The sequence below is a fragment of the Sphingobium algorifonticola genome, assembly GCF_004005485.1.
GTDB lineage: Bacteria > Pseudomonadota > Alphaproteobacteria > Sphingomonadales > Sphingomonadaceae > Sphingobium > Sphingobium algorifonticola.
In genome coordinates this window covers 593779-616313 of the sequence record NZ_RZUL01000003.1, presented here as the reverse complement: position 1 = coordinate 616313, position 22535 = coordinate 593779, and the positions used below count along the sequence as shown (strand labels likewise).

General features: G+C 62.5%; 19 protein-coding genes, 1 tRNA gene and 1 pseudogene. 9 read left to right on the top strand and 12 right to left on the bottom strand.

Annotation, left to right across the window (positions count from 1 at the left end; all coding sequences use genetic code 11):
- Positions 1 to 24 precede the first annotated feature (24 nt).
- From ENE74_RS12060 to ENE74_RS12035, 5 genes and pseudogenes are all read left to right on the top strand, one after another.
- Complete coding sequence (locus ENE74_RS12060; RefSeq protein ID WP_223806878.1) at positions 25 to 687, top strand: TetR/AcrR family transcriptional regulator; 663 nt, start codon at positions 25 to 27, stop codon at positions 685 to 687.
- The gene (locus ENE74_RS12055; RefSeq protein ID WP_025291894.1) at positions 684 to 1181 is read left to right on the top strand and encodes an acyl-CoA thioesterase; all 498 of its coding nucleotides are present in this window, start codon (positions 684 to 686) and stop codon (positions 1179 to 1181) included. The genes ENE74_RS12060 and ENE74_RS12055 overlap by 4 nt, the downstream gene beginning before the upstream one ends.
- Positions 1178 to 2038, top strand: a complete 861-nt coding sequence (locus tag ENE74_RS12050) for a 3-hydroxyacyl-CoA dehydrogenase (RefSeq protein WP_120108030.1) — start codon at positions 1178 to 1180, stop codon at positions 2036 to 2038. The genes ENE74_RS12055 and ENE74_RS12050 overlap by 4 nt, the downstream gene beginning before the upstream one ends.
- A gap of 29 nt (positions 2039 to 2067) precedes the next feature.
- Positions 2068 to 3837 (top strand): oleate hydratase, encoded by a 1770-nt coding sequence (locus ENE74_RS12045; RefSeq protein ID WP_025291896.1) that lies wholly within the window; start codon positions 2068 to 2070, stop codon positions 3835 to 3837.
- A gap of 364 nt (positions 3838 to 4201) precedes the next feature.
- A pseudogene (locus tag ENE74_RS12035) lies at positions 4202 to 5069 on the top strand (IS3 family transposase); the annotation flags it as partial.
- Between the two features lie 175 nt (positions 5070 to 5244).
- Here the strand turns inward: ENE74_RS12035 and ENE74_RS12030 are convergent.
- From ENE74_RS12030 to ENE74_RS12005, 6 genes are all read right to left on the bottom strand, one after another.
- A tRNA-Lys gene (locus ENE74_RS12030) sits at positions 5245 to 5320 on the bottom strand.
- 134 nt (positions 5321 to 5454) lie between these two features.
- Positions 5455 to 6555: a rod shape-determining protein RodA gene (gene rodA / locus ENE74_RS12025; RefSeq protein ID WP_420902584.1), complete on the bottom strand. Its 1101-nt coding sequence runs from the start codon at positions 6553 to 6555 to the stop codon at positions 5455 to 5457.
- A 2-nt stretch (positions 6556 to 6557) separates the two neighbouring features.
- Entirely contained in the window at positions 6558 to 8597 is a 2040-nt protein-coding gene (mrdA, locus tag ENE74_RS12020) for a penicillin-binding protein 2 (RefSeq protein WP_241241960.1), read from the bottom strand.
- Complete coding sequence (gene mreD / locus ENE74_RS12015) at positions 8594 to 9106, bottom strand: rod shape-determining protein MreD (protein ID WP_127691144.1); 513 nt, start codon at positions 9104 to 9106, stop codon at positions 8594 to 8596. Before mreD ends, mrdA begins: the two co-directional genes overlap by 4 nt.
- On the bottom strand, positions 9103 to 10053 hold the full coding sequence (mreC, locus tag ENE74_RS12010; protein ID WP_127691143.1) for a rod shape-determining protein MreC: 951 nt from the start codon (positions 10051 to 10053) through the stop codon (positions 9103 to 9105). The genes mreD and mreC overlap by 4 nt, the downstream gene beginning before the upstream one ends.
- A gap of 15 nt (positions 10054 to 10068) precedes the next feature.
- Positions 10069 to 11115, bottom strand: coding sequence for a rod shape-determining protein (locus ENE74_RS12005; protein WP_127691142.1), 1047 nt, complete (start codon positions 11113 to 11115; stop codon positions 10069 to 10071).
- A gap of 149 nt (positions 11116 to 11264) precedes the next feature.
- Here ENE74_RS12005 and mutL point away from each other — a divergent pair, with 149 nt between their 5' ends.
- Both mutL and ENE74_RS11995 read left to right on the top strand, forming a co-directional pair.
- A complete protein-coding gene (gene mutL / locus ENE74_RS12000; protein WP_127691141.1) occupies positions 11265 to 13055 on the top strand; it encodes a DNA mismatch repair endonuclease MutL in 1791 nt (596 codons plus the stop codon).
- Positions 13056 to 13057: 2 nt separating this feature from the next.
- On the top strand, positions 13058 to 13576 hold the full coding sequence (locus tag ENE74_RS11995; protein ID WP_127691140.1) for a hypothetical protein: 519 nt from the start codon (positions 13058 to 13060) through the stop codon (positions 13574 to 13576).
- Between the two features lie 23 nt (positions 13577 to 13599).
- Here the strand turns inward: ENE74_RS11995 and ENE74_RS11990 are convergent, their stop codons facing one another.
- From ENE74_RS11990 to ENE74_RS11965, 6 genes are all read right to left on the bottom strand, one after another.
- The gene (locus ENE74_RS11990; RefSeq protein WP_127691139.1) at positions 13600 to 14058 is read right to left on the bottom strand and encodes a MaoC family dehydratase; all 459 of its coding nucleotides are present in this window, start codon (positions 14056 to 14058) and stop codon (positions 13600 to 13602) included.
- Positions 14059 to 14133: 75 nt separating this feature from the next.
- On the bottom strand, positions 14134 to 15234 hold the full coding sequence (gene ychF / locus ENE74_RS11985) for a redox-regulated ATPase YchF (protein ID WP_127691138.1): 1101 nt from the start codon (positions 15232 to 15234) through the stop codon (positions 14134 to 14136).
- Positions 15235 to 15258: 24 nt separating this feature from the next.
- On the bottom strand, positions 15259 to 15828 hold the full coding sequence (gene pth / locus ENE74_RS11980; RefSeq protein WP_127691137.1) for an aminoacyl-tRNA hydrolase: 570 nt from the start codon (positions 15826 to 15828) through the stop codon (positions 15259 to 15261).
- Between the two features lie 127 nt (positions 15829 to 15955).
- Positions 15956 to 16585 (bottom strand): 50S ribosomal protein L25/general stress protein Ctc, encoded by a 630-nt coding sequence (locus tag ENE74_RS11975; protein ID WP_127691136.1) that lies wholly within the window; start codon positions 16583 to 16585, stop codon positions 15956 to 15958.
- Positions 16586 to 16796: 211 nt separating this feature from the next.
- On the bottom strand, positions 16797 to 17675 hold the full coding sequence (locus ENE74_RS11970) for a TraB/GumN family protein (protein WP_127691135.1): 879 nt from the start codon (positions 17673 to 17675) through the stop codon (positions 16797 to 16799).
- Between the two features lie 157 nt (positions 17676 to 17832).
- Entirely contained in the window at positions 17833 to 18756 is a 924-nt protein-coding gene (locus ENE74_RS11965; protein WP_127691134.1) for a TraB/GumN family protein, read from the bottom strand.
- A gap of 229 nt (positions 18757 to 18985) precedes the next feature.
- Between ENE74_RS11965 and ENE74_RS11960 the strand changes: the two genes are divergently transcribed.
- On the top strand, positions 18986 to 19861 hold the full coding sequence (locus tag ENE74_RS11960; protein WP_127691133.1) for a glycine--tRNA ligase subunit alpha: 876 nt from the start codon (positions 18986 to 18988) through the stop codon (positions 19859 to 19861).
- A 115-nt stretch (positions 19862 to 19976) separates the two neighbouring features.
- Positions 19977 to 22427: a glycine--tRNA ligase subunit beta gene (gene glyS, locus ENE74_RS11955; RefSeq protein WP_127691132.1), complete on the top strand. Its 2451-nt coding sequence runs from the start codon at positions 19977 to 19979 to the stop codon at positions 22425 to 22427.
- The last annotated feature ends 108 nt before the right edge of the window (positions 22428 to 22535 follow it).

The following is a 22535-nucleotide window of genomic DNA, read 5'->3' as shown; positions in this document are numbered from 1 at the left end:
TGGTTTTCCGGTCAACGCCGATCGATGGCAAAAGTTTCAAAGGCGTGGCTGTTTTTGAGGGCGAACGTCATGCGACCTACGCGCAAGGAAACACAGCGTCAGACCCGGGATCGATTGATCGCAGCGGCGCATGCCTCAATCGTAGAGGAAGGCGTGGCGGCAATGTCGATCCGCAACATCTGCAGCGCGGCGGGTCATTCGCAGGGCGCGTTCTATTCCAACTTCGCCAGCAAGGATGACCTGCTGGTCGACATACTGCAGAGCCACATACAGGACGAAGTCACGCTCTTGCGCGATATCGTTGCGCAGTGCGTCGGGGACGATATCGAGGCGACGCTCGAGGTGCTCGCCGACCGTCTCGCGAAGCTGGCCGAAGAACCTCAATGGTCATTGCTTTCGATCGAACTGCAACTTCATGCACGACGGAATCCGGCCTTTGCCGAGCGACACCGGGAGGGCAAGGCGGCTTGCTATCGGATGTTCGGTGAGCTCGTGGCCGACCTCGTCAGGCGTTTCTCTCTGCGGCCGGCCTTGCCGGCAGAGCAGGCCGGCATCGGCCTTTATGCGCTTTGGATGGGGCTGGCCGTCCAGGGTGATGTCGAAGGGGCCATCTCGCGCGACGAGATGCTGGTCGGCTTTTTCCGCGCCATGGCGGGGCTCGATGTGCTGGAGCCTGCAAAGCCATGAACTCGGACGGCCTCAAGCGCCGACGGATCGGTTGCGATGCTGCGGGCGACCCGCTGTCGGGCAAGATCGACGAACAATGTCGCTTCCACATCAGCTTCCGGGCCGAGGAACACGACATCGACGAACTTGATCATGTCAACAATGCGGTCTGGGTGACGTGGCTCCAGGATGCCTCGGTGGCGCACTGGTTCGCGGCGGCTCGCCCAGGCGATACCGACACCTATGTCGCGGTGGTCCTCAGGCATGAGGTCGATTATCGCGGCAATGTCCGGGCGGGTGAGGATGCAACCGCGGTCACCTGGGTTGAGGGACGACCGCGCGGGGCGCGCTATTCGCGCCGCGTCGACTTCACCGACAACAAGGGCACGGTACTCGTGTCGGCCCTTTCCCAATGGGCGCTGATCGAAAAAGCGACTGGCAAGCTGGTCCGGGTGCCTGTTGAAGTCGCGGCGCCGTTTCTGCGCGATGCCACAGGGCAGGAGAGGAACGCATGACCGAAATCAGAAAAGTCGCAGTGCTTGGAACGGGCGTGCTGGGCAGCCAGATCGCATTCCAGTCGGCCTATACCGGCTTTGAAGTAGTCGCATACGACATCAATGACGAGAGCCTGCAGAAGGCGCGGCTGCGGCTCGCAGCTTTGGTCGAAACCTATCGCAAAGAGGTGACCGGCGCGGCGGACCTGCAAGCCGACACAATGGGCAGGATTATACTGACAAGCGATCTGGCTGCAGCCGTTGCGGATGCCGATCTGGTTATCGAAGCCGTGCCAGAAGTGCTGGCGATCAAGCAGGCGCTTTATGAGAAGCTGGCAAGGTTGGCGCCATCGGACACGATCTTGGCCACCAACAGTTCGACGCTGCTGCCCAGCGATCTAAAGGATTTCACTGGCCGGCCAGATCGGTTCCTGGCGCTGCACTTCGCCAACAACATCTGGAAATTCAATACGGCCGAGGTGATGGGAACGCCCGAGACAGATCCGGCGGTCATCGACACTATTCTCAAATTCGCTTCTGATATCGGCATGGTGCCCATCCCCATACGCAGGGAAAAGGCGGGCTATGTCCTCAATTCCCTGCTTGTGCCGCTGCTCAACGCCGCGGCCGAGCTCGCCGAAGGCGGTTATGCCAATCCGCATGACGTCGACAAGGTGTGGCGGATCGCAACGGGTGCGCCGATGGGGCCGTTCCAAATCTACGACATGATAGGACTTAATACGCCCTACAACATTCTTTCCCACGGCGATAAGCATGCCCGGTCGCTCGCCGCATGGCTGAAGGAAAACTACATCGACAAGGGCAAGCTGGGCATCGCCTCGGGCGAAGGCTTCTACAGCTATAAGCCCGCCGACTGATCCGACCACAAGAACAAGAGGAGTTCGCCATGCACTATAGCAGCGGAAACTATGAAGCGTTTGTCCGTCCCCGCAAGCCGGAAGGCGCTGACAGGAAGACGGCTTGGTTCGTCGGCTCGGGTCTCGCGGGGCTCGCCGGCGCGGCATTCCTCATCCGCGACGGCGGTATAGCCGGTGAGCGTATCACCATCCTCGAAGAGCTGGATATTCCCGGCGGCGCGCTCGATGGTCTCGATGTGCCGGACAAGGGTTTCGTCATCCGCGGCGGCCGCGAAATGGAAGAGCATTTCGAATGCCTGTGGGACCTGTATCGCTCCATCCCCTCGCTGGAAATCGAGGACGCCAGCGTTCTCGATGAGTTCTATCGGCTCAACAAGGACGATCCCAATTTCTCACTTCAGCGCACGACCCAGAACCAGGGGCAGGACGTTCCAGACAAGCATTTGCTGACGCTGAACGACCGGGCGCAGAAGGACCTGATCTCGATCTTCCTCGCGACCCGCGAGGAAATGGAGAACAAGCGGATCAACGAGGTCTTCAGCGAAGATTTTCTCAAGAGCAATTTCTGGCTCTACTGGCGCACTATGTTCGCCTTCGAGGAATGGCATTCGGCGCTGGAGATGAAGCTCTACATCCACCGCTTCATCCATCACATCGCACATCTGGCGGATTTCTCCTCGCTCAAGTTCAACCGCTACAACCAGTATGAATCGATGGTCCTGCCGCTGGTGAAGTGGCTGACGGAACGGGGCGTGAAGTTCCGCTATGGCGTCGAGGTGACGGATGTCGATTTCGATATCCAGGAGGGCCGCAAGCAGGCGACCCGCATCCACTGGAAGGAGAAGGGCGAGGAAGGCGGTGTCGATCTCGGCCCCGATGACCTCGTTTTCATCACCATCGGGTCGCTGACCGAGAATTCCGACAACGGCGACCACCACACGCCGGCGAAGCTGAACGAAGGCCCGGCACCGGCCTGGGACCTGTGGCGGCGCATCGCGGCGAAGGATACGGCTTTCGGACGCCCGGATGTGTTCGGCGCCCATATCCCGGAAACAAAATGGGCGTCGGCGTCGATCACGGCCACCGATCCCCGCATTGCGGAGTATGTCGAAAAGATCACCAAGCGTAACCCGTTCACTGGCAAGATCGTCTCGGCCGGCATTGTCACGGTGAAGGATTCCGCATGGTTGTTGAGCTGGACGGTGCATCGCCAACCGCATTTCAAGAAACAGCCCAAGGACCAGATGATCGCCTGGTTCTATGCGCTCTTCGTGGACAAGCCCGGTGACTATGTGAAGAAGCCGATGCAGGAGTGCACTGGCGAGGAGATCACGCAGGAGTGGCTCTATCACCTCGGGGTGCCTGTCGAGGACATCCCGGAACTCGCCGCGAAGGGCGCCAGCACCGTGCCGACGATGATGCCGTACATCACCGCTTTCTTCATGCCGCGCCAGGCCGGCGACCGGCCAGACGTCGTGCCGGAAGGTGCGGTCAATTTCGCCTTTATCGGCCAGTTTGCGGAGTCGAAGCAGCGTGACTGCATCTTCACGACCGAATATTCGGTCCGGACACCAATGGAGGCCGTCTACACTCTCATGGATGTCGAGCGCGGGGTACCCGAAGTGTTCAACTCGACCTACGATATCCGCACGCTGCTTGCCGCCGTCACACCGCTTCGTGATGGAAAGGGGATCGACGTGCCGGGGCCGGCCTTCCTGCGCAAGCTGCTGATGAAGAAGCTGGAAGGCACCGAGATCGCGAAACTGCTCGAGGAGTACGACCTGATCTCGAAAGAGTGAGCGGTGAATCCGCAGGCGCAGTGGAAGGTGAAGGATGGCCAACGATGACCCAGAGAGCGAGCCAGCGACTGAAGGCGGGCAGGTCCATGCTCTCCATGGCAATGAAGGGCGGGATGATGATACGGCCTCCCGCTCTACCACGCTCGATCCGGTGTGCGGAATGGTGGTCGATCCCGCTACCGTGGCCCATGAAGCGGAGTATGAAGGGCGAGCGCTATGTCTTTTGCTCGGCGGGATGCAAGGCCAAGTTCGTGGCCGATCCACAGCGCTATCCCGCTTCGGCGGGGCGTGACGGTTAGAATGATCTGCCCCCTGCTGAGTGGCCCAGAGACTATGATAGTCTGGACCACGAAAGGGACATTGAATGCCGAGCAGGAAGCACAAGCCGGAAGAGATTATCGGCAAGCTGCGTGAAGTTGAGATCGCGTTGGCGCAGGGGGCCTCGACTGCCGAGGCGTGCCGGCGGATCGCGGTCAGCGAGCAGACCTATTATCGCTGGCGCAAGGAATATGGTGGCCTGAAGACCGACCAGGCGCGGCGGATGAAGGAATTGGAGAAGGAGAACCAGCGGCTTCGCCGGGCGATCTCCGACCTGACGCTGGACAAGCTGATCCTGCAGGAGGCTGCAAAGGGAAACTTCTGAGCCCCGCGCGGCGACGGCGCTGCATCGATCAAGTACGACGGGATCTGCCAGTCTGGGTATCCGAGCGACGGATGTGTCGGGTGCTGGGGCAGCATCGATCGACACAGCGCAAGGTACCGCGCGGGGCAGATGACGAACAGGCGTTGAACGAGGACATCATCGCGCTGGCAAAGTAATATGGTCGCTACGGCTACCGCCGGGTGACGGCGTTGCTGTGCCATGCGGGGTGGACGGTGAACCATAAGCGGGTCGAGCGGATCTGGCGGCGCGAGGGGCTGAAGGTGCCGCCGCGCCAGCCAAAACGCGGGCGTCTATGGTTAACGACGGATCGTGCATCCGCTTGCGGCCCGAATATCCGGGGCATGTCTGGGCCTATCACTTTGTCGAAGGGCGCACGCATGAGGGCCGCAAGTTCCGGATCCTGACTATCATCGATGAGGCCAGCAGGGAATGCCTGGCGCTCATCGTTGCACGCCAGCTCAGGCACGAGGATGCTCTGGCGGCCCTGGCCGACCTGTTCGTCCTGCGCGGCCCACCAGCACATATACGGTCCGATAATGGCAGCGTGTGTATCGACGACTCGCTCAAGCGCAGTCGGACAGAGCGTAGGCCATGAATCTTTTACCGTGAACGCTGATGTGTGGAGGCTGAGCAGCCGCAGCGCTGAATTAGCGCGCTGCTACCTAGAGAGCTACCTAGCGAAAGAACGCTCTCGGTCGCCTGTTTCGGCGAGGTCGATAACCGACTGGAAAATAAGGAGAATTTGGTGGACGCACTTGGGCTCGAACCAAGGACCCGCTGATTAAGAGTCAGCTGCTCTACCAACTGAGCTATGCGTCCCTATGCCGATTGCCGACCGGGGAATGGCTGGCGTTGGGCTAGGGCGCGGCAATTAGCATCATGGGCGGGCTTTGCAAGCCTCTATTTGTGCGCGGCGTGATTTTGTCGTTTTGGCGCTTTGCCGTTGCCCGGCGTCAGCCCCAGTCCGTGCGCCGTTGTCGGCCGGAACGGTCGATGGCCATGATGATGCCGATGCACAGCATAACGGTCAGCATCGATGATCCACCATAAGACATGAAGGGCAGGGGGATCCCGACCACGGGTGCCAGCCCCATCACCATCATGAGGTTGATCGCGACATAGAAGAAGACGGTCGTGATGAGACCGGCAGCAGTGAGCCGCGCGAACTTGTCTTCCGTCCGCAACGCGACACGGATGCCCCAGCGGAACAGCAGCATGAACGCCAGGATCAGAAGAATGCCGCCTGCCAGCCCCCATTCCTCTGCCATGGTGGCGAACACGAAATCGGTATGGCCCTCGGGCAGATAATCGAGGTGGCTCTGCGTGCCGTTGAGAAAGCCCTTCCCGAACACGCCGCCCGATCCGATCGCGATCTTCGACTGGCTGATGTGATAGCCGGCGCCGAGCGGATCGCTTTCGGGATCGAGAAAGATCAGCACGCGCTTCTGCTGATAGTCGTGCAGGAAACTGAAGGCGATCGGAATGATCGCCGCGACTGTCAGCGCCGTTCCGATGAACAGGCGCAGCGGAAGACCCGCTAGGAACATGACGGTCACGCCACCTGCCAGGATCATCGTAGCGGTGCCAAGGTCAGGCTGCACGAGAACCAGCGCCCAGGGTATGCCGATCAACGCCAGGGCAGGCCAGACGGCGTTCCATGTCCGCAATTCGCCGACCGGCAGCCGCGCATAGAATTGGGCGACTGCCAGCACGATCATGGGTTTCATGAACTCGGACGGCTGCAACTGCATGAACCCCAGGTTGATCCATCGTTGGCTGCCGCCGCGCACCCCGCCGATCAGTTCGACCAGAATGAGCGCTACGAGCATGACGGCATAGCCCGGCAAGGCAAGGCTGGCGAAGCGTGAGACAGGCATGCGCGCCAGGGTCAGCGCCATAATGGTAAAGATGATAAAGCGCACGGTTTGATTGCTGGCCCAAGGGCGGATGTTGCCGCCCGCTGCGCTGTAGAGGACCACACAGCCGAACGCTGCGATGGCGAACAGCAGGATCATGACGTGCCAGGGCAGGCGAGCGATCGGGGCGGGCACCATGCTCAATCTTGTTCCTCCGCCGCATTGCTTTCGTTCGCAGACGGTGTGGAGGCGTTGGCGACGGCGGCCACTGTCGCGTTGGCGGCATTCATCTGGTCCGGGGTCAGCGCCGTCTCGAGGCCCTTCTGCACCCGGAATGCGGCCATCTGCGCCGCCATCCGTTCAGCCGGCGTCCCGCCCCAGGTCTTTTCCAGTTCAACAAGCTTCTCCGTCGCCTTCTGCGGATCAAACAGATAGCTCAATGTGTCGCTCGCTATCGGTGCGCTGTCCTGATTGCGGATCGTATGACCACCATGTTCGAGGATGCAGCCGACCGCATAGCGCGGATTGTCGAACGGGGCGAAGCCCTGGAACAACGCATGGTCGCGCAGCTTGAACGGAAGAGAGGCGTCGCGTCGCACCCCGGCGCGACGTTCCGCCATGGTGATGCGCCGTACCTGCGCCGTGCCTGTTTTGCCTGCGAGCAGGACGCCTGGAATGGTCATGCGTCCCGCCCCGCCGGTGCCGCCGCCGTTTACCACGGCGCTCATTGCTTCGCGGATCGTGAAGAGATGCTCTGCGCTGGCCCCGAGGGATGCGGCAGGTGTGCGCTTTGCCCCCATCAGGAAATTGGGCGTCAGCATCCGGCCGGTCGCCAGGCGCGCGGCCATTACCGCCAGTTGCAGCGGATTGGCCAGCATATAGCCCTGACCGATGGTGGCGTTCACTGTGTCATAAGCCTGCCATTTCTCGTTGTATTTCTTCATCTTCCAGGCCGGATCAGGCACCGTGCCATAGCTTTGGCTCGGGAAGGGCAAGTCGAATTGCTGGCCCATGCCCAGCCGCCGCGCCATGGCCGCAATCGGCTCCATGCCGATGCGCAGCGCCATGGTGTAGAAATAGATGTCGCAACTCTGCGCGATGGCCCCGCGCATGTCGAGGGCACCATGGCCGCGCCGCTTGTGACAATGGAACAGCGTGTTACCCACGCGCATCGCACCGCCGCAGGATACCCGGTCGCTGGCCGGAATGCCCGCCTCCAGCAAAGCCAGCGCAACCATCGGCTTCACGGTCGATCCGGGGGGATAAAGGCCGCGCAGCGCCTTGTTGCGCAGGGGGACATGATCGTCCTGCGAGAGCATTTCCCATTCCAGGCTGCCGATGCCGTCGGAAAAACTGTTGGGATCGAAACTCGGCATGGACGCCATCGCCAGCACATCGCCATTGCTGCAATCGATCACGACCACTGATCCGCTCTGTGTGCCGAGGCGTCGTCCGGCATATTCCTGTAACCCCGCATCGATCGTGAGTTGCAGGGTCTTGCCGGGCGTGTCCGACCGGGTGGTCAGTTCCCGCACGATCTTGCCGCGCGCGGTGACTTCCACACGTTTGGCACCGGGCGTGCCCGTCAGCGCCTTGTCAAAGGATCGCTCCAGGCCATCCTTGCCGATCTTGTATCCCGGCGTGATGAGCAGGGGATCCTTGCGTTCCTTATATTCTTCCGCCGATGCGGTGCCGACATAGCCGATCAAATGGCCGACACTGGCGCCCGCGGGATAGAAGCGGGAGAAGCCTTGCGACGGGGCGACCCCGGGCAATTCGGACAGGCGTACGCTAACCGCGGCATATTGCTCGTACGTCAGATTGTCGGAGACCTGGACGGGTTGAAATCCGGCTGCCTTTTCAAGTTGCTCGTGGATCTTCTCGACGTCTTCAGGTGCCAGCGCCAGCAGTTTGGCGAGGCTGGCGACGGTTGCGTCCTTGTCCGCCAGACGGTCAGGAATGATGTCGACCCGAAAATCGGTGCGGTTGTTGGCGATCGGGCGGCCATGCCGGTCGATAATCCAGCCGCGCCGTGGCGGGATGAGCGTGAGGTTGACGCGATTGCTCTCCGCCAGCAACTGATACTTCTCATTCTCCGCCACGCTGATCCACGTCATGCGCGCGGCGAGCAGCGCGCCGACGCCACCCTGCAATCCGCCCAGCACCATTGCCCGGCGCGTGAAGGAAAAAGTCTGGCTGGCTTCGGTAACGGTCTTGCGCGGTGCCTTGCGAAACTTCATGCCATGATGCGCCAGCGATCGAGCCACGCGCATTGCCGCGCGACGAAGGGATAGAGTAGTATCGACCAGATGATCTGCGGCGCAACCAGCGGCAAGCTTCCACCCCCACCAGTTAGCCGCGCGAACCACAGGCCGCCGGTCAGGCAGAAAATAACGGCAATGGCGGCAATAAGCCAGTCCTGCCAATAGTCGCGCCAGATGAGCCTGCGCTCGGCCATGTCGATGCCGATCATCGTCAGGGTCCAAAGGCACATCGCGCTACCCAGCGGCTGTCCGCTCAAGATGTCGTCGAAGAGGCCAAGCGGCAGGGCAATCCATGCGGGCAGCAACTCGGGACGCAGGAGGCGCCAGGACAGCAGCAGCAACAGGCCGAGCGGGGGCAGGATAGGCGTCTGCGCGATGATCGGAAGGATCGGCAGCATCGACCCTATCATGATCGTGACGATAGGCGTTCCTTTCAGCCGAAACGCCGACGGATCGCCGCCCAGCCTTGGTCCCTCCGGTATCATGGTGCAGGCGACGGGGATGCAGGCGAGGCCGGTGCAGGCGAGGCTGGTGTGGGCGAGGCCGAGGGAGGCGACTCTGTCGGCGACGGAGACCCGACAGGCGTCACCGTCGCTTCATAGGGTCGCTGGACTATCACGGCCTCCACACGGGCGGGGTTGGCGAGCGGGACGGCGATTGCCTTGTCACCATCGGACCGCACGATGATCGCGACCGGAATATTGGGGCGATACAGCCCGCCGGTGCCGGACGTCACCATGATATCGCCGGGCCGGAAGGGATTGTTTCCGGCATTGAGTGACCGGACTTCCAGCGATCCATCGTCCTGGCCTGTTGCGATACCCGCGATGTTGTCCCGCGCGCGGCGCACCGGGATGATATTCTGGCTGTCTGTCAGCAACAGCACGTCGGCGGTATTCGGCCCGGCGGTCAGGATGCGGCCGATCAGGCCCTCCGGCGCGCGCACCGGCATGCCGGGATATGCACCCTGCGCCCGTCCGGCGGCGAGCCGGGCAATCCGCCGGGTGCTGCCCCCGGTCGAGCTGATAAGGCGCGCCGCGACCACTTCGCCATCCTCTGCCTCCACCAGCTGCAGCAGCTTCTTGAGGCGAATATTCTCCTGCTCAATCGCTGCTGCCTCGATCAGGCGGGTACGGTTGGTATCGACTTGGCGGCGTAATGCCGCATTCTGCGACCCGGCGCGGAAATAGGCGACGATCTGCTCGTCGATCGTGCCGAAGCCGCTGACAAGCTGACGCATGGTGATGGAGGCTGGGCGCGTTATTTCAGCCACCGTGGCGCGGATCACGGCGAAACCGGTCGGATCAAAGGTTGCAACGATCACCAGCAACAGGCCGGCCAGTGCCCCCGATACCGCAACGACATAGCTGGCGAACAAGCCATATTGCGCCTTCCGGTCATAGCCGGGGCGCCGGCTGGGTGGCCGCGCCATCGCTCAGTTCTCCACTCAACCGGTTTGCAGGACGCCCCGGAACATGGGGTCTTCCATGGCACGGCCCGTGCCGATCGCCACGCAGGTGAGCGGATCTTCCGCGATCGTGACGGGCAGGCCTGTCTCGTCGCGCAACTCGTCATCCAGACCCTTCAGCAGCGCACCGCCACCGGTCAGGACAATGCCCTGATCGACGATATCGGCAGCCAGTTCGGGCGCGGTATTTTCAAGTGCGATGCGCACACCCTCGACGATGGTGCTGATCGGTTCGGCCAGCGCGTCGGCGATCTGGCCCTGGTTGATCGAGATTTCCTTGGGCACACCGTTCACAAGATCGCGGCCCTTAATATGGATCGTCTGGCCCACGCCGTCGGCAGGCGACTGGGCGACGCCATATTCTTTCTTGATCCGCTCGGCGGTCGCTTCGCCGATCAGCAGGTTGTGATGGCGACGGACATAGGAAACGATGGCTTCGTCCATCTTGTCGCCCCCGACACGGACTGAGGTGGTGTACGCCAGACCGCGCAACGAAAGCACCGCGACTTCAGTCGTTCCGCCGCCGATATCGACGACCATCGACCCGATCGGTTCGGTCACCGGCATGTCCGCGCCGATCGCGGCCGCCATGGGTTCCTCGATCAGGAAGACCTGGCTCGCGCCAGCATTGCTGGCGGCATCACGAATGGCGCGGCGCTCGACCTTGGTCGAGCCGGACGGCACGCAGATCACGATTTCAGGAAAGCGCCACGGGCGGGCCTTGCCGCCATGCACCTTCGTGATGAAATGCTTGATCATCTGTTCGGCCACGTCGATGTCGGCGATCACGCCGTCGCGCAACGGCCGAATCGCCTCGATGCTGTCGGGGGTCTTGCCCATCATCAGCTTTGCATCGTCGCCGACGGCCTTCACCCGTTTGATGCCGTTCAGTGTTTCCACCGCGACGACCGACGGCTCGTTGAGGACGATGCCGCGTCCGCGGACGTAGACGACGGTGTTGGCCGTGCCCAGATCGATGGCCATGTCCTGCGAGGAAAACTTGAACAAACGCGAAAAGATCGACATGCTTTTCCCTAATCCAGACGGCGACCCGGAACCGGCAGGCGCCGCAAAATATCGGTCATCCCCGCCTGCGCTCGGTCAGCCTTTCGATACTGGAAAAAATGTCGGGCGGCGGGTCGCGGAAGGCGTCCGCTTGGGCTAGTCCCTATCCAATGTCAATACGCCGCCTGCCTGAACATCTGGTCAATCGCATCGCCGCGGGCGAAGTGGTGGAAAGACCGGCCAGTGCGCTCAAGGAGCTGGTGGAAAATGCCGTGGACGCGGGGGCACGGCGGATTTCGGTGCGTCTGGCCGCAGGCGGTCTCGATCGCATAGAAGTGATCGATGACGGCTGCGGCATGACGCGGGCGGATATGGCGCTGGCGCTGGAACGGCATGCGACATCCAAGCTGCCCGACGATGCGATTGAGAACGTTGCAACGCTCGGTTTTCGCGGCGAGGCGTTGCCGTCGATCGCCAGCGTGGCGCGGATCACGCTCGAAAGTCGCGCACGCGATGGGGGCGAAGGCTGGCAGCGTGTCGTGGACAATGGCGCGCTGCTGGACGAAGGACCCGCCGCAGTGCCGCCCGGCACCCGCATAAGGGTGGAGCATCTGTTCGAAAAGGTGCCCGCGCGGCGCAAGTTCCTGCGGTCGGCGCGGGCAGAATATGCCGCGTGCCTCGACGTCATCCGTCGCCTGGCCATGGCCCGGCCAGACATCGCGTTCATGCTGGAGCACGACGGTCGCAAGGCAATTGCTGTTCAGCAAGGGGACGGCCGCGAAGATCGCGTTGCTGCACTCACTGATCGCGCCCTGGCCGACAATCATGTGGTCATCACTTATGTTCGCGACGGCATCAGCCTGTCCGGTGTAGCGGGGCTGCCGACCTATCATCGTGGCGTGGCCGATCATCAGTTCCTGTTTGTGAACGGTCGCCCGGTGCGGGATCGGCTGCTGGCAGGCGCGGTGCGGGGGGCCTATGCCGATCTGCTGGCGAGGGACAGGCATCCGGTCGTGGCGCTGTTCCTCGATCTGCCGCCTTCCGAAGTCGATGTGAACGTGCATCCCGCCAAGACCGAAGTGCGCTTCCGCGAACCGGCGATGATCCGCGGCATGATCGTCAGTGGCCTGAAGCGCGCGCTGGACGAGGCAGGTTTCCGTTCCGTGCAGCGCGCCGATCCTCATGCGCTTGGCATGTGGCGGGCCGAACCGGTGTCGCCGACGCCGATCGGGGCGATGCCGATTTTCGAAGCGGCGGGCGCACCCGCAAGCGCCATGCCCCAGGCCGCACCGTCGCTCGGCGACCGTCGGGCGACGTTCCTGACGCCGCCGCCGATGGCCCGTGCCGAACCGGCAGGCGTGCCACCGCCCGATACGCAGAGCTATCCTCTAGGCGTAGCAAGGGGGCAGGTGGCGAAGACCTATATCGTTGCAGAGGCGCAGGACGGTCTGGTCATCGTCGATCAGCATGCGGCGCACGAGCGGCTGGTGCTGGAACGCATGCGCCGCGCCGTGGAGGGCGGCGGCGTGGCGTCACAAGCGCTGCTGCTCCCCGAAGTCGTTGAACTGGACGAACCGGCCTGCGATCGTCTCGAAGCACGGATCGGCGAACTGTCCGAACTGGGGCTCGACGTCGAACGCTTCGGCCCCTGTGCGATGCTGGTGCGCGCGACACCTGCGATGCTGGGGGCAGGCGACGTGCAGGGCCTCATCACCGATCTGGCGGACGATCTGGCCGCGTTCGATAGCGCGCTGTCCCTGAAGGAGCGGCTCGATCATGTCGCGGCGACAATGGCGTGTCACGGATCGGTGCGGGCCGGGCGCGTTCTGTCGGTTGCAGAAATGAATGCGCTGTTGCGTGAAATGGAAGTGACACCGCGCAGCGGCCAGTGCAATCACGGTCGCCCGACCTGGGTGAAGCTGGGACACGGCGATATCGAAAAGCTGTTTGGAAGGAAGTGACGATGCAGATTGCAAAGGTTCTGACGATGCTGGCCCTTTGCGTCACGCCCGTTGCCGCACCTGCGCAGCAGCCTGCAACGGACTGTCCTGCGAAGCCTGCGCTCGACTATCCCTGGCAGGACTGGACATTGCCCAAGGCGGGCATGGCGGGCTATCAAACGAGCGATGCGCGTACCTTGCTGCTGGGATCGGCACTGGAAGCAACGCTGCATCCGCAGGGCCATATGGTCTACGCGGCCAAGCCCGGCAAGGACGGCGGCGCAGCGACGTTCGGCGGGATCTTCCGCCTCAATCTGGCCAAACCCAGCCGCGTCGGCATCGCGCTGTCGGGCGCGGCATGGCTTGACGTCGTGATCGGCGCGGCACCCGCCGTCAGCATCGACCATGGCCATGGCCCGGCCTGCTCGGGCATTCGCAAGATCGTATGGTTCAATCTGCCGAAGGGCGCCAACCTGGTCCAGATCGCTAATGCGCCGACCGAAACCATCCGCATCATGGCGATCGAGAAGCCCGCAGGCTGATCGGTTCTACAGGGTCGGCCGGATCAGATTGGGCGCGTGCGCCACATGGCGATGGGCATGAGCGTCATCATGCGCTTGTTATCCTGATTAAACACCGTGATCCTGGACTTGATGATGCCCATCTCCGGGCGGCTCTGAGATACGGATTTTTCGATTACTTCGGCTTCACAGCGCAAGATATCGCCGGGATGGCACGGCCGGTGCCAGCGCAGTTCATCGACGCCAAGGGCGCCCAGGCTTGCCGCCTGTCTCTCCGGGTTTTTCTGGATATGGGCGACAAACATGGCCATGAACATGCCGGCCGTATGCCAGCCGCTGGCAGCAATCTTCCCGAAATGCGTCTTGGCGGCAGCTTCGTCCGACAGGTGAAAGGGTTGCGGATCATATTTCGAAGCGAAGTCGATCACTTCCTGGCGTTCGACCACGTAATGGCCGAATCGTTCGACCTCGCCGATCTCAATATCCTCAAAATAATGCGCCATATTCGTTTCAACCTGCAACCTTTATGGCGCGGGTTTATCCGGGCTTTCCGTTTCCGTCAACTGGCGATGGAATTGTCAGACGTTGAAGCGGAACAGCATGATGTCGCCATCCTGCGTGACATAGTCCTTGCCTTCCGCGCGCCATTTCCCGGCTTCCTTCGCTCCGGCCTCTCCGCCGAACTTCACATAGTCGGCATAGGCCATGGTTTCGGCCCGGATGAAGCCTTTCTCGAAATCGCTGTGGATCGCGCCTGCCGCCTGCGGTGCCCTGGAGCCTTTGTTGACGGTCCACGCGCGGGCTTCCTTCGGGCCGACGGTGAAAAAGGTGATGAGACCGAGCAGCGCGTATCCCGCCCGAATGATCCGTGCGAGGCCCGCCTCGGCAAGGCCTAGAGCTTCGAGATATTCGCCGCGTTCCTCCACCGGCATGGTCACAAGCTCCGCTTCGATGGCAGCGGACACGATGACGGCGCTCGCACCTTCCGCCTTCGCTTTCTCGAACACGCGGGCGCTGAACGCATTGCCTTCCGCCGCGCTGGCTTCATCGACGTTGCACACGTAGAGCACGGGCTTGCTCGTCAGCAGTTGCGCCTGTGCGAAGAGGCGTTCCTCCTCTTCGTCGCGGGGTTTGGTGAGCCGCGCGGGCTTGCCTTCGCGCAGCAGGTCGAGCGCCTGGCCCAGCACTGCGGCGGCTGCTTTCGATTCCTTGTCCCCCTGCTGGCCCTTTTTCAGAAGGGCGGGGACCCGCTTTTCCAAGGATTCGAGGTCCGACAGCATCAGTTCGGTCTCGACGGTCTCCGCATCGGCAATCGGGTCTATCTTGCCTTCGACATGGGTGATGTCGTCATCCTCGAAGCAGCGAAGCACGTGGACGATGGCATCGACCTCGCGGATGTTGGCGAGGAACTGATTGCCCAGACCTTCGCCCTTAGACGCGCCGCGGACAAGGCCCGCGATATCGACAAAGGCCAACTGCGTCTCGATGATCTTCGCGCTGCCGCCGATCTTCGCGATTTCGTAAAGGCGCGGATCGGGCACGGCGACGTTGCCGACATTCGGCTCGATCGTGCAGAAGGGATAATTGGCCGCCTGCGCCGCCTGCGTCTCGGTCAGCGCGTTGAACAGGGTCGACTTGCCGACGTTGGGCAGCCCGACGATACCGCATTTGAAACCCATAGTTCTGGTCCCTATCCCGAAAAATCAGTCCGCCAGTCGCATGGCGATATCGTTCATGAAGCGTACGTCGTCGCCCGCAGCCAGCCAGTGCGCCTCGGCACCGATCGCGCCGAGCATGTCCGACAGCGGATCCATTTCCGCCTTGGCATAATTGCCCAGGACATAGCCATGGACGCGATCCTTGTGCCCCGGATGGCCTATGCCGATGCGCACGCGGCGAAACTCCGGCCCGATATGCGCGTCCATCGAGCGCAGGCCGTTGTGCCCTGCCGTGCCGCCGCCGCGCTTCACTTTCACCTTGAAAGGCGCAAGGTCCAGTTCGTCGTGGAACACGGTCACGGCTTGCGGGTCCAGCTTGTAGAAACGCATCGCTTCGCCGACGGCGCGCCCGCTTTCGTTCATGAACGTCGCGGGCTTGAGCAGAAGCAGCTTTTCCGCGCCGATGCGGCCTTCGCTGGCCCATCCCTGAAACTGGCGCCTGGGCGCGGTAAAATCATGCAGTTCGGCAATGATGTCGGCCGCCATGAACCCCACATTATGCCGGTTGAGGGCATATTGCGGACCGGGATTGCCGAGGCCGACCCAAAGCTGCATGACGAGTTTCTCCCCTCCCCTTCAGGGGAGGGGTCGGGGGTGGGGGATGCCGTAACGCATCGTTCCCATTCCATCCCCCACCCCAACCCCTCCCCTGAAGGGGAGGGGCTTTAGTGGTTCAGGCCGTTCAGGCCGCGTCGCCTTCTTCGCCGCCCTCGGCATCGGCAGCTTCATTGTCGCTGCTCTTGAGGGCGGAGGGGGCCACGATCGTCGCGATGGTGAAATCACGGTCGTCGATTGCCGATTCGGCACCCTTGGGCAACGTGACGCTGCTGATGTGGATGCTGTCGCCGACTTCCAGACCCGTGAGGTCGATGACGATATCGTCGGGGATCTTGTCCGCATCCACGATCAGTTCCAGCTCATGGCGCACAATGTTGAGCACGCCGCCACGCTTCAGGCCGGGCGCGGCATCTTCATTGTCGAAGCGCACGGGCACGTTCACATGCACGCTGGCGTTCTTGGCAACGCGCAGGAAATCGACGTGCAGCGGGCGATCGCTGACGGGGTGGAAAGCGACGTCCTTGGGAAGCGTGCGGACTTTTTTGCCGCCGACTTCGACCATGACGACGCTGTTCATGAAGTGGCCGGTGCCCAGCAGCTTGTTCAGCGCCTTCTCCTCCACATGAACCATAAGCGGTTCTTCGTTCATTCCATAGATGACGGCGGGGACGCGGTTCTCACGGCGGAGAGCGCGGGAGGCTCCCTTGCCTGCCCGATCGCGTGCCTCGGCCGACAGCGTAAGCTGATCGCTCATTGCATGTCTCCAAAACTGGTAAGTGGTTTCACTATCCCGTCACGCCTCCAGGGATGACCATGACGGGAGGGGGGCCATTAGCAGAAACGCGGGGAAAGGCAAGGGAGGCGCGTCGATCGCCATCGTGGATTGATGGCCCGGCGCGGGATACGCCCCGGAAAACCAACAAAGTTGCGGAAGTTGCACCGTAAAGCGTTTTGATTTTATTGGATTATTGGATTCGGGTGATGGAATAGCCATCGTTTTCCAACAATGCCAGCAGATTGCCCGGCCCGGCGAGGTGCGCGGCGCCCACCGCGATGAACGGTCGGCCCGGCAGCAAGGGAATGCGCGCCGCCCATTTCCGGTTCCGATCGATGAGCAAAGGCCCGGCCAGGGCCGGTTCAGGCGCGATCTGGTTCACGAAATCGCGGGCGATCGCCTGCATGTCGCCCTTCAGCCATGCCCGCACCATCCGCGCATAGTCGGCATCGCCTGCATCGGCCTGCGCGACGGCATCGGCGAGCAGGCGACGCTGCACATCCTCCGGCAGCCGGTCGAACAAAACGAACTGATCCGTCACGGTTTCCAGGCCCAGAACCGGCTTGTCTTCCGCCAGGAAGACCGCAGTGAGCGCAGGTTCGACGCCGTTCGCGGCCGACATCCGCTGCCCGCTCTGGGTCACAGTGGCCAGTTGCAGCGCGGCCGCCCAGCTTTCGTACGCCGATGCATCCGCTTCGTCCATGTCTCCGCGCTTCAGCAGCGCGCGCAGCGCCGGACGTTGCGCGGCCGGCACACGGTCGGCAATCGGCGGCAGATCATCGCTTTGCCCGAGTTGATCGAAGATACGCTGCGTCCCTTCGGCATCATCCAGCCCGCTCGCTTCCAGCACCAGCCGGTCGGACGCCGCCATGGCATCCCGCAGCACCGGCGTTTCCCACGCGACGTCATCGGGCAGGACATGAATGGTGCCGAACAGAAAGGCGCGCTGTCCGTCCTTCTCGATCCGCCAGAGCGCCGGGCCGCCGGACTGCGCCTCCGGCTTGCCGTCGGTGCAGGCCGAAAGGAGAAGGAGAGCGGTGCCGATGAAGGCAATGAGGGGATTGCGCATGATCGACTATGTAGCGGGCGGGACAGGGGGATCAATCCGCTCCCCTGTACGCCCGTCAATCTGATGAAAGTCAGAATCCATTGGTGCTGTGTTTGGGCTGTCGAACGAGACTGTGGTGCCCATGGATGCGGACTTGCATCGGCATCAAGAGGGAGAATTACAGCCCCAGATCCGCCGCCTTCACTCGCGCCGTTTCCACGCGCAGCGCCTTCAACTGATCCTGCACATCCTTTGGTCCGGCGAGATGGCCTGCGCCGACCGCGACGAACACGGTGCCGGGCGTGTCCAGCCGTGCCTTTATCCACTTTGCCCAGTTGGCGTTGCGATTGAACAGCAGGATCCGCGCCAGCTCGGGCGTTGCTTCCATCGATGCGTTCATCTGTTCGCCGAGCGTTTCCGTTTCGCCCTTCGCCCAGTTATCGACGAGCTTGCCGAACTCGGTTTCCATTTTGGGCAATTCCGCGACGGTCGCGTTGAGGAAGGCGATCTGCTGCGCTTCGGGCAGCGTATCGAAATAGCCAAGCTGCTCGTCCGCCGTTTCCAGCCCGACGATTGGCTTGCCCGCGGCCTGTGCGGCCTTTGTCAGGACCTTTTCGACCCCGGCATCCTCGACATAGCCGAGCTTGCCGAGTGGCGCGACGGCCAGGGTGATGCCCGCCATCCACGGCTCGAAACTTTCCAGCGCCTGCCAGGGCAACCCGTTGTCCGTCATCGCGGCGACATAAGCGGCGCGCGGCGCTGCCTCCAGCTTCTCGCTCAGCGGCGGGCCGTCCGGGTCGATGGCGATCTTGGTCAGCTTGCTCATCATTTCGTTTTGGTCGGGCTGCACCATTTCCAGCACCAGCGTATCCGCCTTGTCGAACGCGGCCTTCACTTCGTCATCGAACCACATAATGCCGGGTTTCAGCACATGGACGCTGCCGAACAGATAGATGGTGGTATCCTCGTCCTTCACCACCCAAAGCGCGGGATCGGCCTGAACGAGGGCCGGGGCGGGTGCGGGTGCGGGCGCTTGGGCCAGGGCGGGGGCGCCGGCTGCCAGCAGCAGGGCGGAAAGGGCGGTCTTGAGGGGAAGGTTCACGCAGGCGGCCCTTTCAGGGGGAATGATGTCCTTCCATGCGGATGGAGAGCGGCGGCGGCAAGTGGATTTACCATGCCGCGCACCACCGCGATTCCCGCCTTTGCGGGAATGACGATAGGAAAAGAACGAACAACGGAAGAGGGCGGCGCCATAGCCCGACTTGACCGCAATGCGCCCATGCGCCAAGGCACCGCGACGTGAAATCTAGCGCAGGCGCTCAGGAAGACCCATGGCCGCACAGCCCGCACCGCTCAGCTTTCAGGACCTGATCCTGACACTTCATGCCTATTGGAGCCGCCAGGGCTGCGTCATCCTTCAGCCTTATGACATGAATGTCGGCGCGGGCACTTTTCACCCCGCGACCACATTGCGCGCGCTGGGGCCGGATGCGTGGAACGCCGCCTATGTCCAGCCCAGCCGCCGCCCCACGGATGGCCGCTATGGCGAGAACCCCAACCGCCTCCAGCATTATTATCAGTATCAGGTCATCATGAAGCCGTCTCCGCCGGACCTTCAGGACCTGTATCTGGGGAGCCTGCGGGAGATCGGGATCGATCCGCTGCTCCACGACATCCGCTTTGTCGAGGACGACTGGGAAAGCCCGACCCTGGGGGCCTGGGGCTTGGGCTGGGAAGTGTGGTGCGACGGGATGGAAGTCACCCAGTTCACGTACTTTCAGCAGATGGGCGGATATGACTGCAAGCCGGTGGCGGGCGAGCTGACCTACGGTCTTGAACGGCTGGCCATGTATATTCAGGGCGTCGACAGCGTGTACGACCTGCGTTTCAATGACGCGGGCGTCACTTACGGCGACGTGTTCCTGGAGAATGAGCGGCAGATGTCGAAGTGGAACTTCGAGATTGCCGACACCGACAAGCTGTTCCGCTGGTTCAAGGATGCCGAGGCGGAATGCCAGGCGAGCATCGCCGCCGACGTGCCGCTCGCCGCGTTCGAACAGGCGATCCTCGCCAGCCATACGTTCAACCTGTTGCAGGCGCGCGGCGTGATATCGGTGCAGGAACGCGCCAGCTACATGGGCCGGGTGCGCGACATGGCGAAGGGAAGCTGCGCGGCGTGGATGCAGAAGAACGGGTGGGCGGCGTGATGGTGGGTCCATTTTCCGTCATCCCAGCGAAGGCTGGGATCTCAAGCAACACGCGCAGCACCAAGCGGCCTGAGACCCCAGCCTTCGCTGGGGCGACGACCCCGGAGGGATCGTCGTGACTGACTTCCTTCTCGAACTCCTATGCGAGGAAATGCCGGCGCGGATGCAGGTGAAGGCATCCGACGATCTGGCGCGGCTGTTTGCCGAGGCGCTGGCGGGCGCGGGGCTGAAGGCGGAACGGATCGATTCCTTCGTGACGCCGCGACGGCTCGCGCTGATTGCGCGGGGACTGCCGCTGGAAACTGCCGCCGTCAGCGAAGAGCATAAAGGGCCGCGCACGTCCGCGCCCGCGCAGGCGCTGGAGGGGTTCCTGCGCAAGACGGGCCTTCGCCAGGACCAGCTTGAGGATCGCGACGGCGTGTGGTTTGCGGTGGTGGAGAAGCCGGGGCGCGCAACGGCTGATGTGTTGGCGCAGGCGATCCCGGCGATCGTCCGCGCCTTTCCCTGGCCCAAGTCCATGCGCTGGGGCACGGCGAGCCAGACGACCGAGAGCCTGCGCTGGGTGCGGCCGTTGCAGGGCATTGTCGCGCTGCTGGGGGACATGATTGTCGACGTCGAAGTCGACGATATCCGCAGCGGTAATGTGACGCGCGGCCATCGCTTCCACCATCCCGATCCGGTCACGATTGCCGGGCCGGACGCCTATGTCGACGCCTTGCGCGGGGCCAGGGTGATCGCCGACCATCATGAGCGGATGGCGATCATCGCGGCGAAGGCAGGCGAGGCTGCGGCGGCGCACGGATTGACCTTGGTGGAGGACAAGGGGCTGGTCGCGGAGAATGCGGGGCTGACCGAATGGCCGGTGCCGCTGCTGGGCGATTTCGACCCGGATTTTCTTGAGGTCCCGCCTGAGGTTATCCAGCTAACCCTGCGAACTAACCAGAAATATTTTGTGCTGCGCGATGCGTCGGGAAAGCTGGCGCCTGCGTTTGTCTGCACCGCCAATATCGAAGCGATCGATGGCGGCGCGGCGATCGTGGCGGGCAACCGCAAGGTGCTGGCCGCGCGGCTCTCCGATGCGCGCTTCTTCTGGGAGCAGGACAAGAAGACGCCGCTGGCCGAGCATGCGAAGAAGCTGGAGCGGATCACCTTCCACGAGAAGCTGGGCACCGTGGCGGACAAGGTGGAGCGGGTGGCGAAGCTGGCCCGCTGGCTGGTGGACGAGGGGATTGTGACGGACAAAAAGTCCCTCCCCTTCAGGGGAGGGGTTGGGGTGGGGACTGTCGATGATGTCGACGCAGTGCCCGCCTCACTTGCATCCCCCACCCCCGGCCCCTCCCCTGAAGGGGAGGGGAGCCGTCTGGCCGACCTCGCTGAACAGGCCGCGCGGCTGTGCAAGGCCGATCTCGTCACCGAAATGGTCGGCGAGTTTCCCGAATTGCAGGGGATCATGGGCGGCTACTACGCCCGCGCACAGGGCCTGCCCGATGCCGTCGCGGACGCCATCCGCGACCATTACAAACCGGTCGGGCAGGGTGATGATGTGCCGACTGCGCCTGTGACGGTGGCGGTGAGTTTGGCGGATAAGCTAGATACGATTACCCAGTTTTTTGCTATTGATTTACCACCCACAGGATCCAAAGATCCGTTTGCACTAAGGCGAAGTGCATTGGGTGTGATGTCGTTAATCCAAAGCAACGGACTACGATTTAGTATCCGTAGTGCAATAGTCAGAATGATCTTCTTTCGCGTTATCGCTGAGGCTCATGCCCCCTATGATGCGATCGCTCAGCAAATCAAAGATGCCGGAGACAAACTCGCGCCGACCGAACTTCTAGAGGAACTCGCACGAAGTTTTTCTAAGACGGGTATCGCAATAATTAAACAAGCTAAACCCGAACTTTTAGACAAGAGCTGGGTAATTCTTCAATCCATTCTCGACTTCTTCGCCGACCGTCTCAAAGTCCAGCAACGCGAGGCGGGTGTCCGTCACGACCTGATCGACGCGGTGTTTGCGCTTGGTGGCGAGGATGATCTCGTCCGACTGCTGGCGCGGGTGAAGGCGTTGCAGGCGTTTGTGGAGACGGCAGAGGGGGCTAATCTGCTGGCCGGGTACAAGCGGGCGGCGAACATATTGAAGAAGGAGGGGGCTTCACCGTCCACATCCGTCATCCCCGCTCCCTCATCCGTCATCCCCGCGCAGGCGGGGACCCAAGGTGCGTCACGCGACTCCGGTGAAGATGGCGAGATGGGTTCCCGCCTGCGCGGGAATGACGGGGATGTGGGGGATGCAGCGCATTTGGGCTATGATGCTGAACCGGCCGAAGTTGCCCTGATCGCCGCGCTCGAGGAAGCCGAGCCGCGTGCCAAGTCCGCGATCGCCGCGGAGGATTTTGCCGGGGCCATGGCGGCACTGGCTTCGCTGCGTGCGCCCATCGATGCGTTTTTCGAGACGGTCACCGTCAAGGATCCCGATCCCGCCAAGCGCACCGCCCGTCTTGCCTTGCTGGCGCGGATGCGGGATGCGGTGCATGGTGTGGCGGATTTCTCCAGAATTGAGGGATGATTTGTAACATGGTTGCGTCCCGGTGCGGGACGCAGGCATAAAAAGACGATGAAGCGGGGCGTGACGGGTTGCAAAAGCGGCTCGATCCTGTCTTGAACGAATCCATGT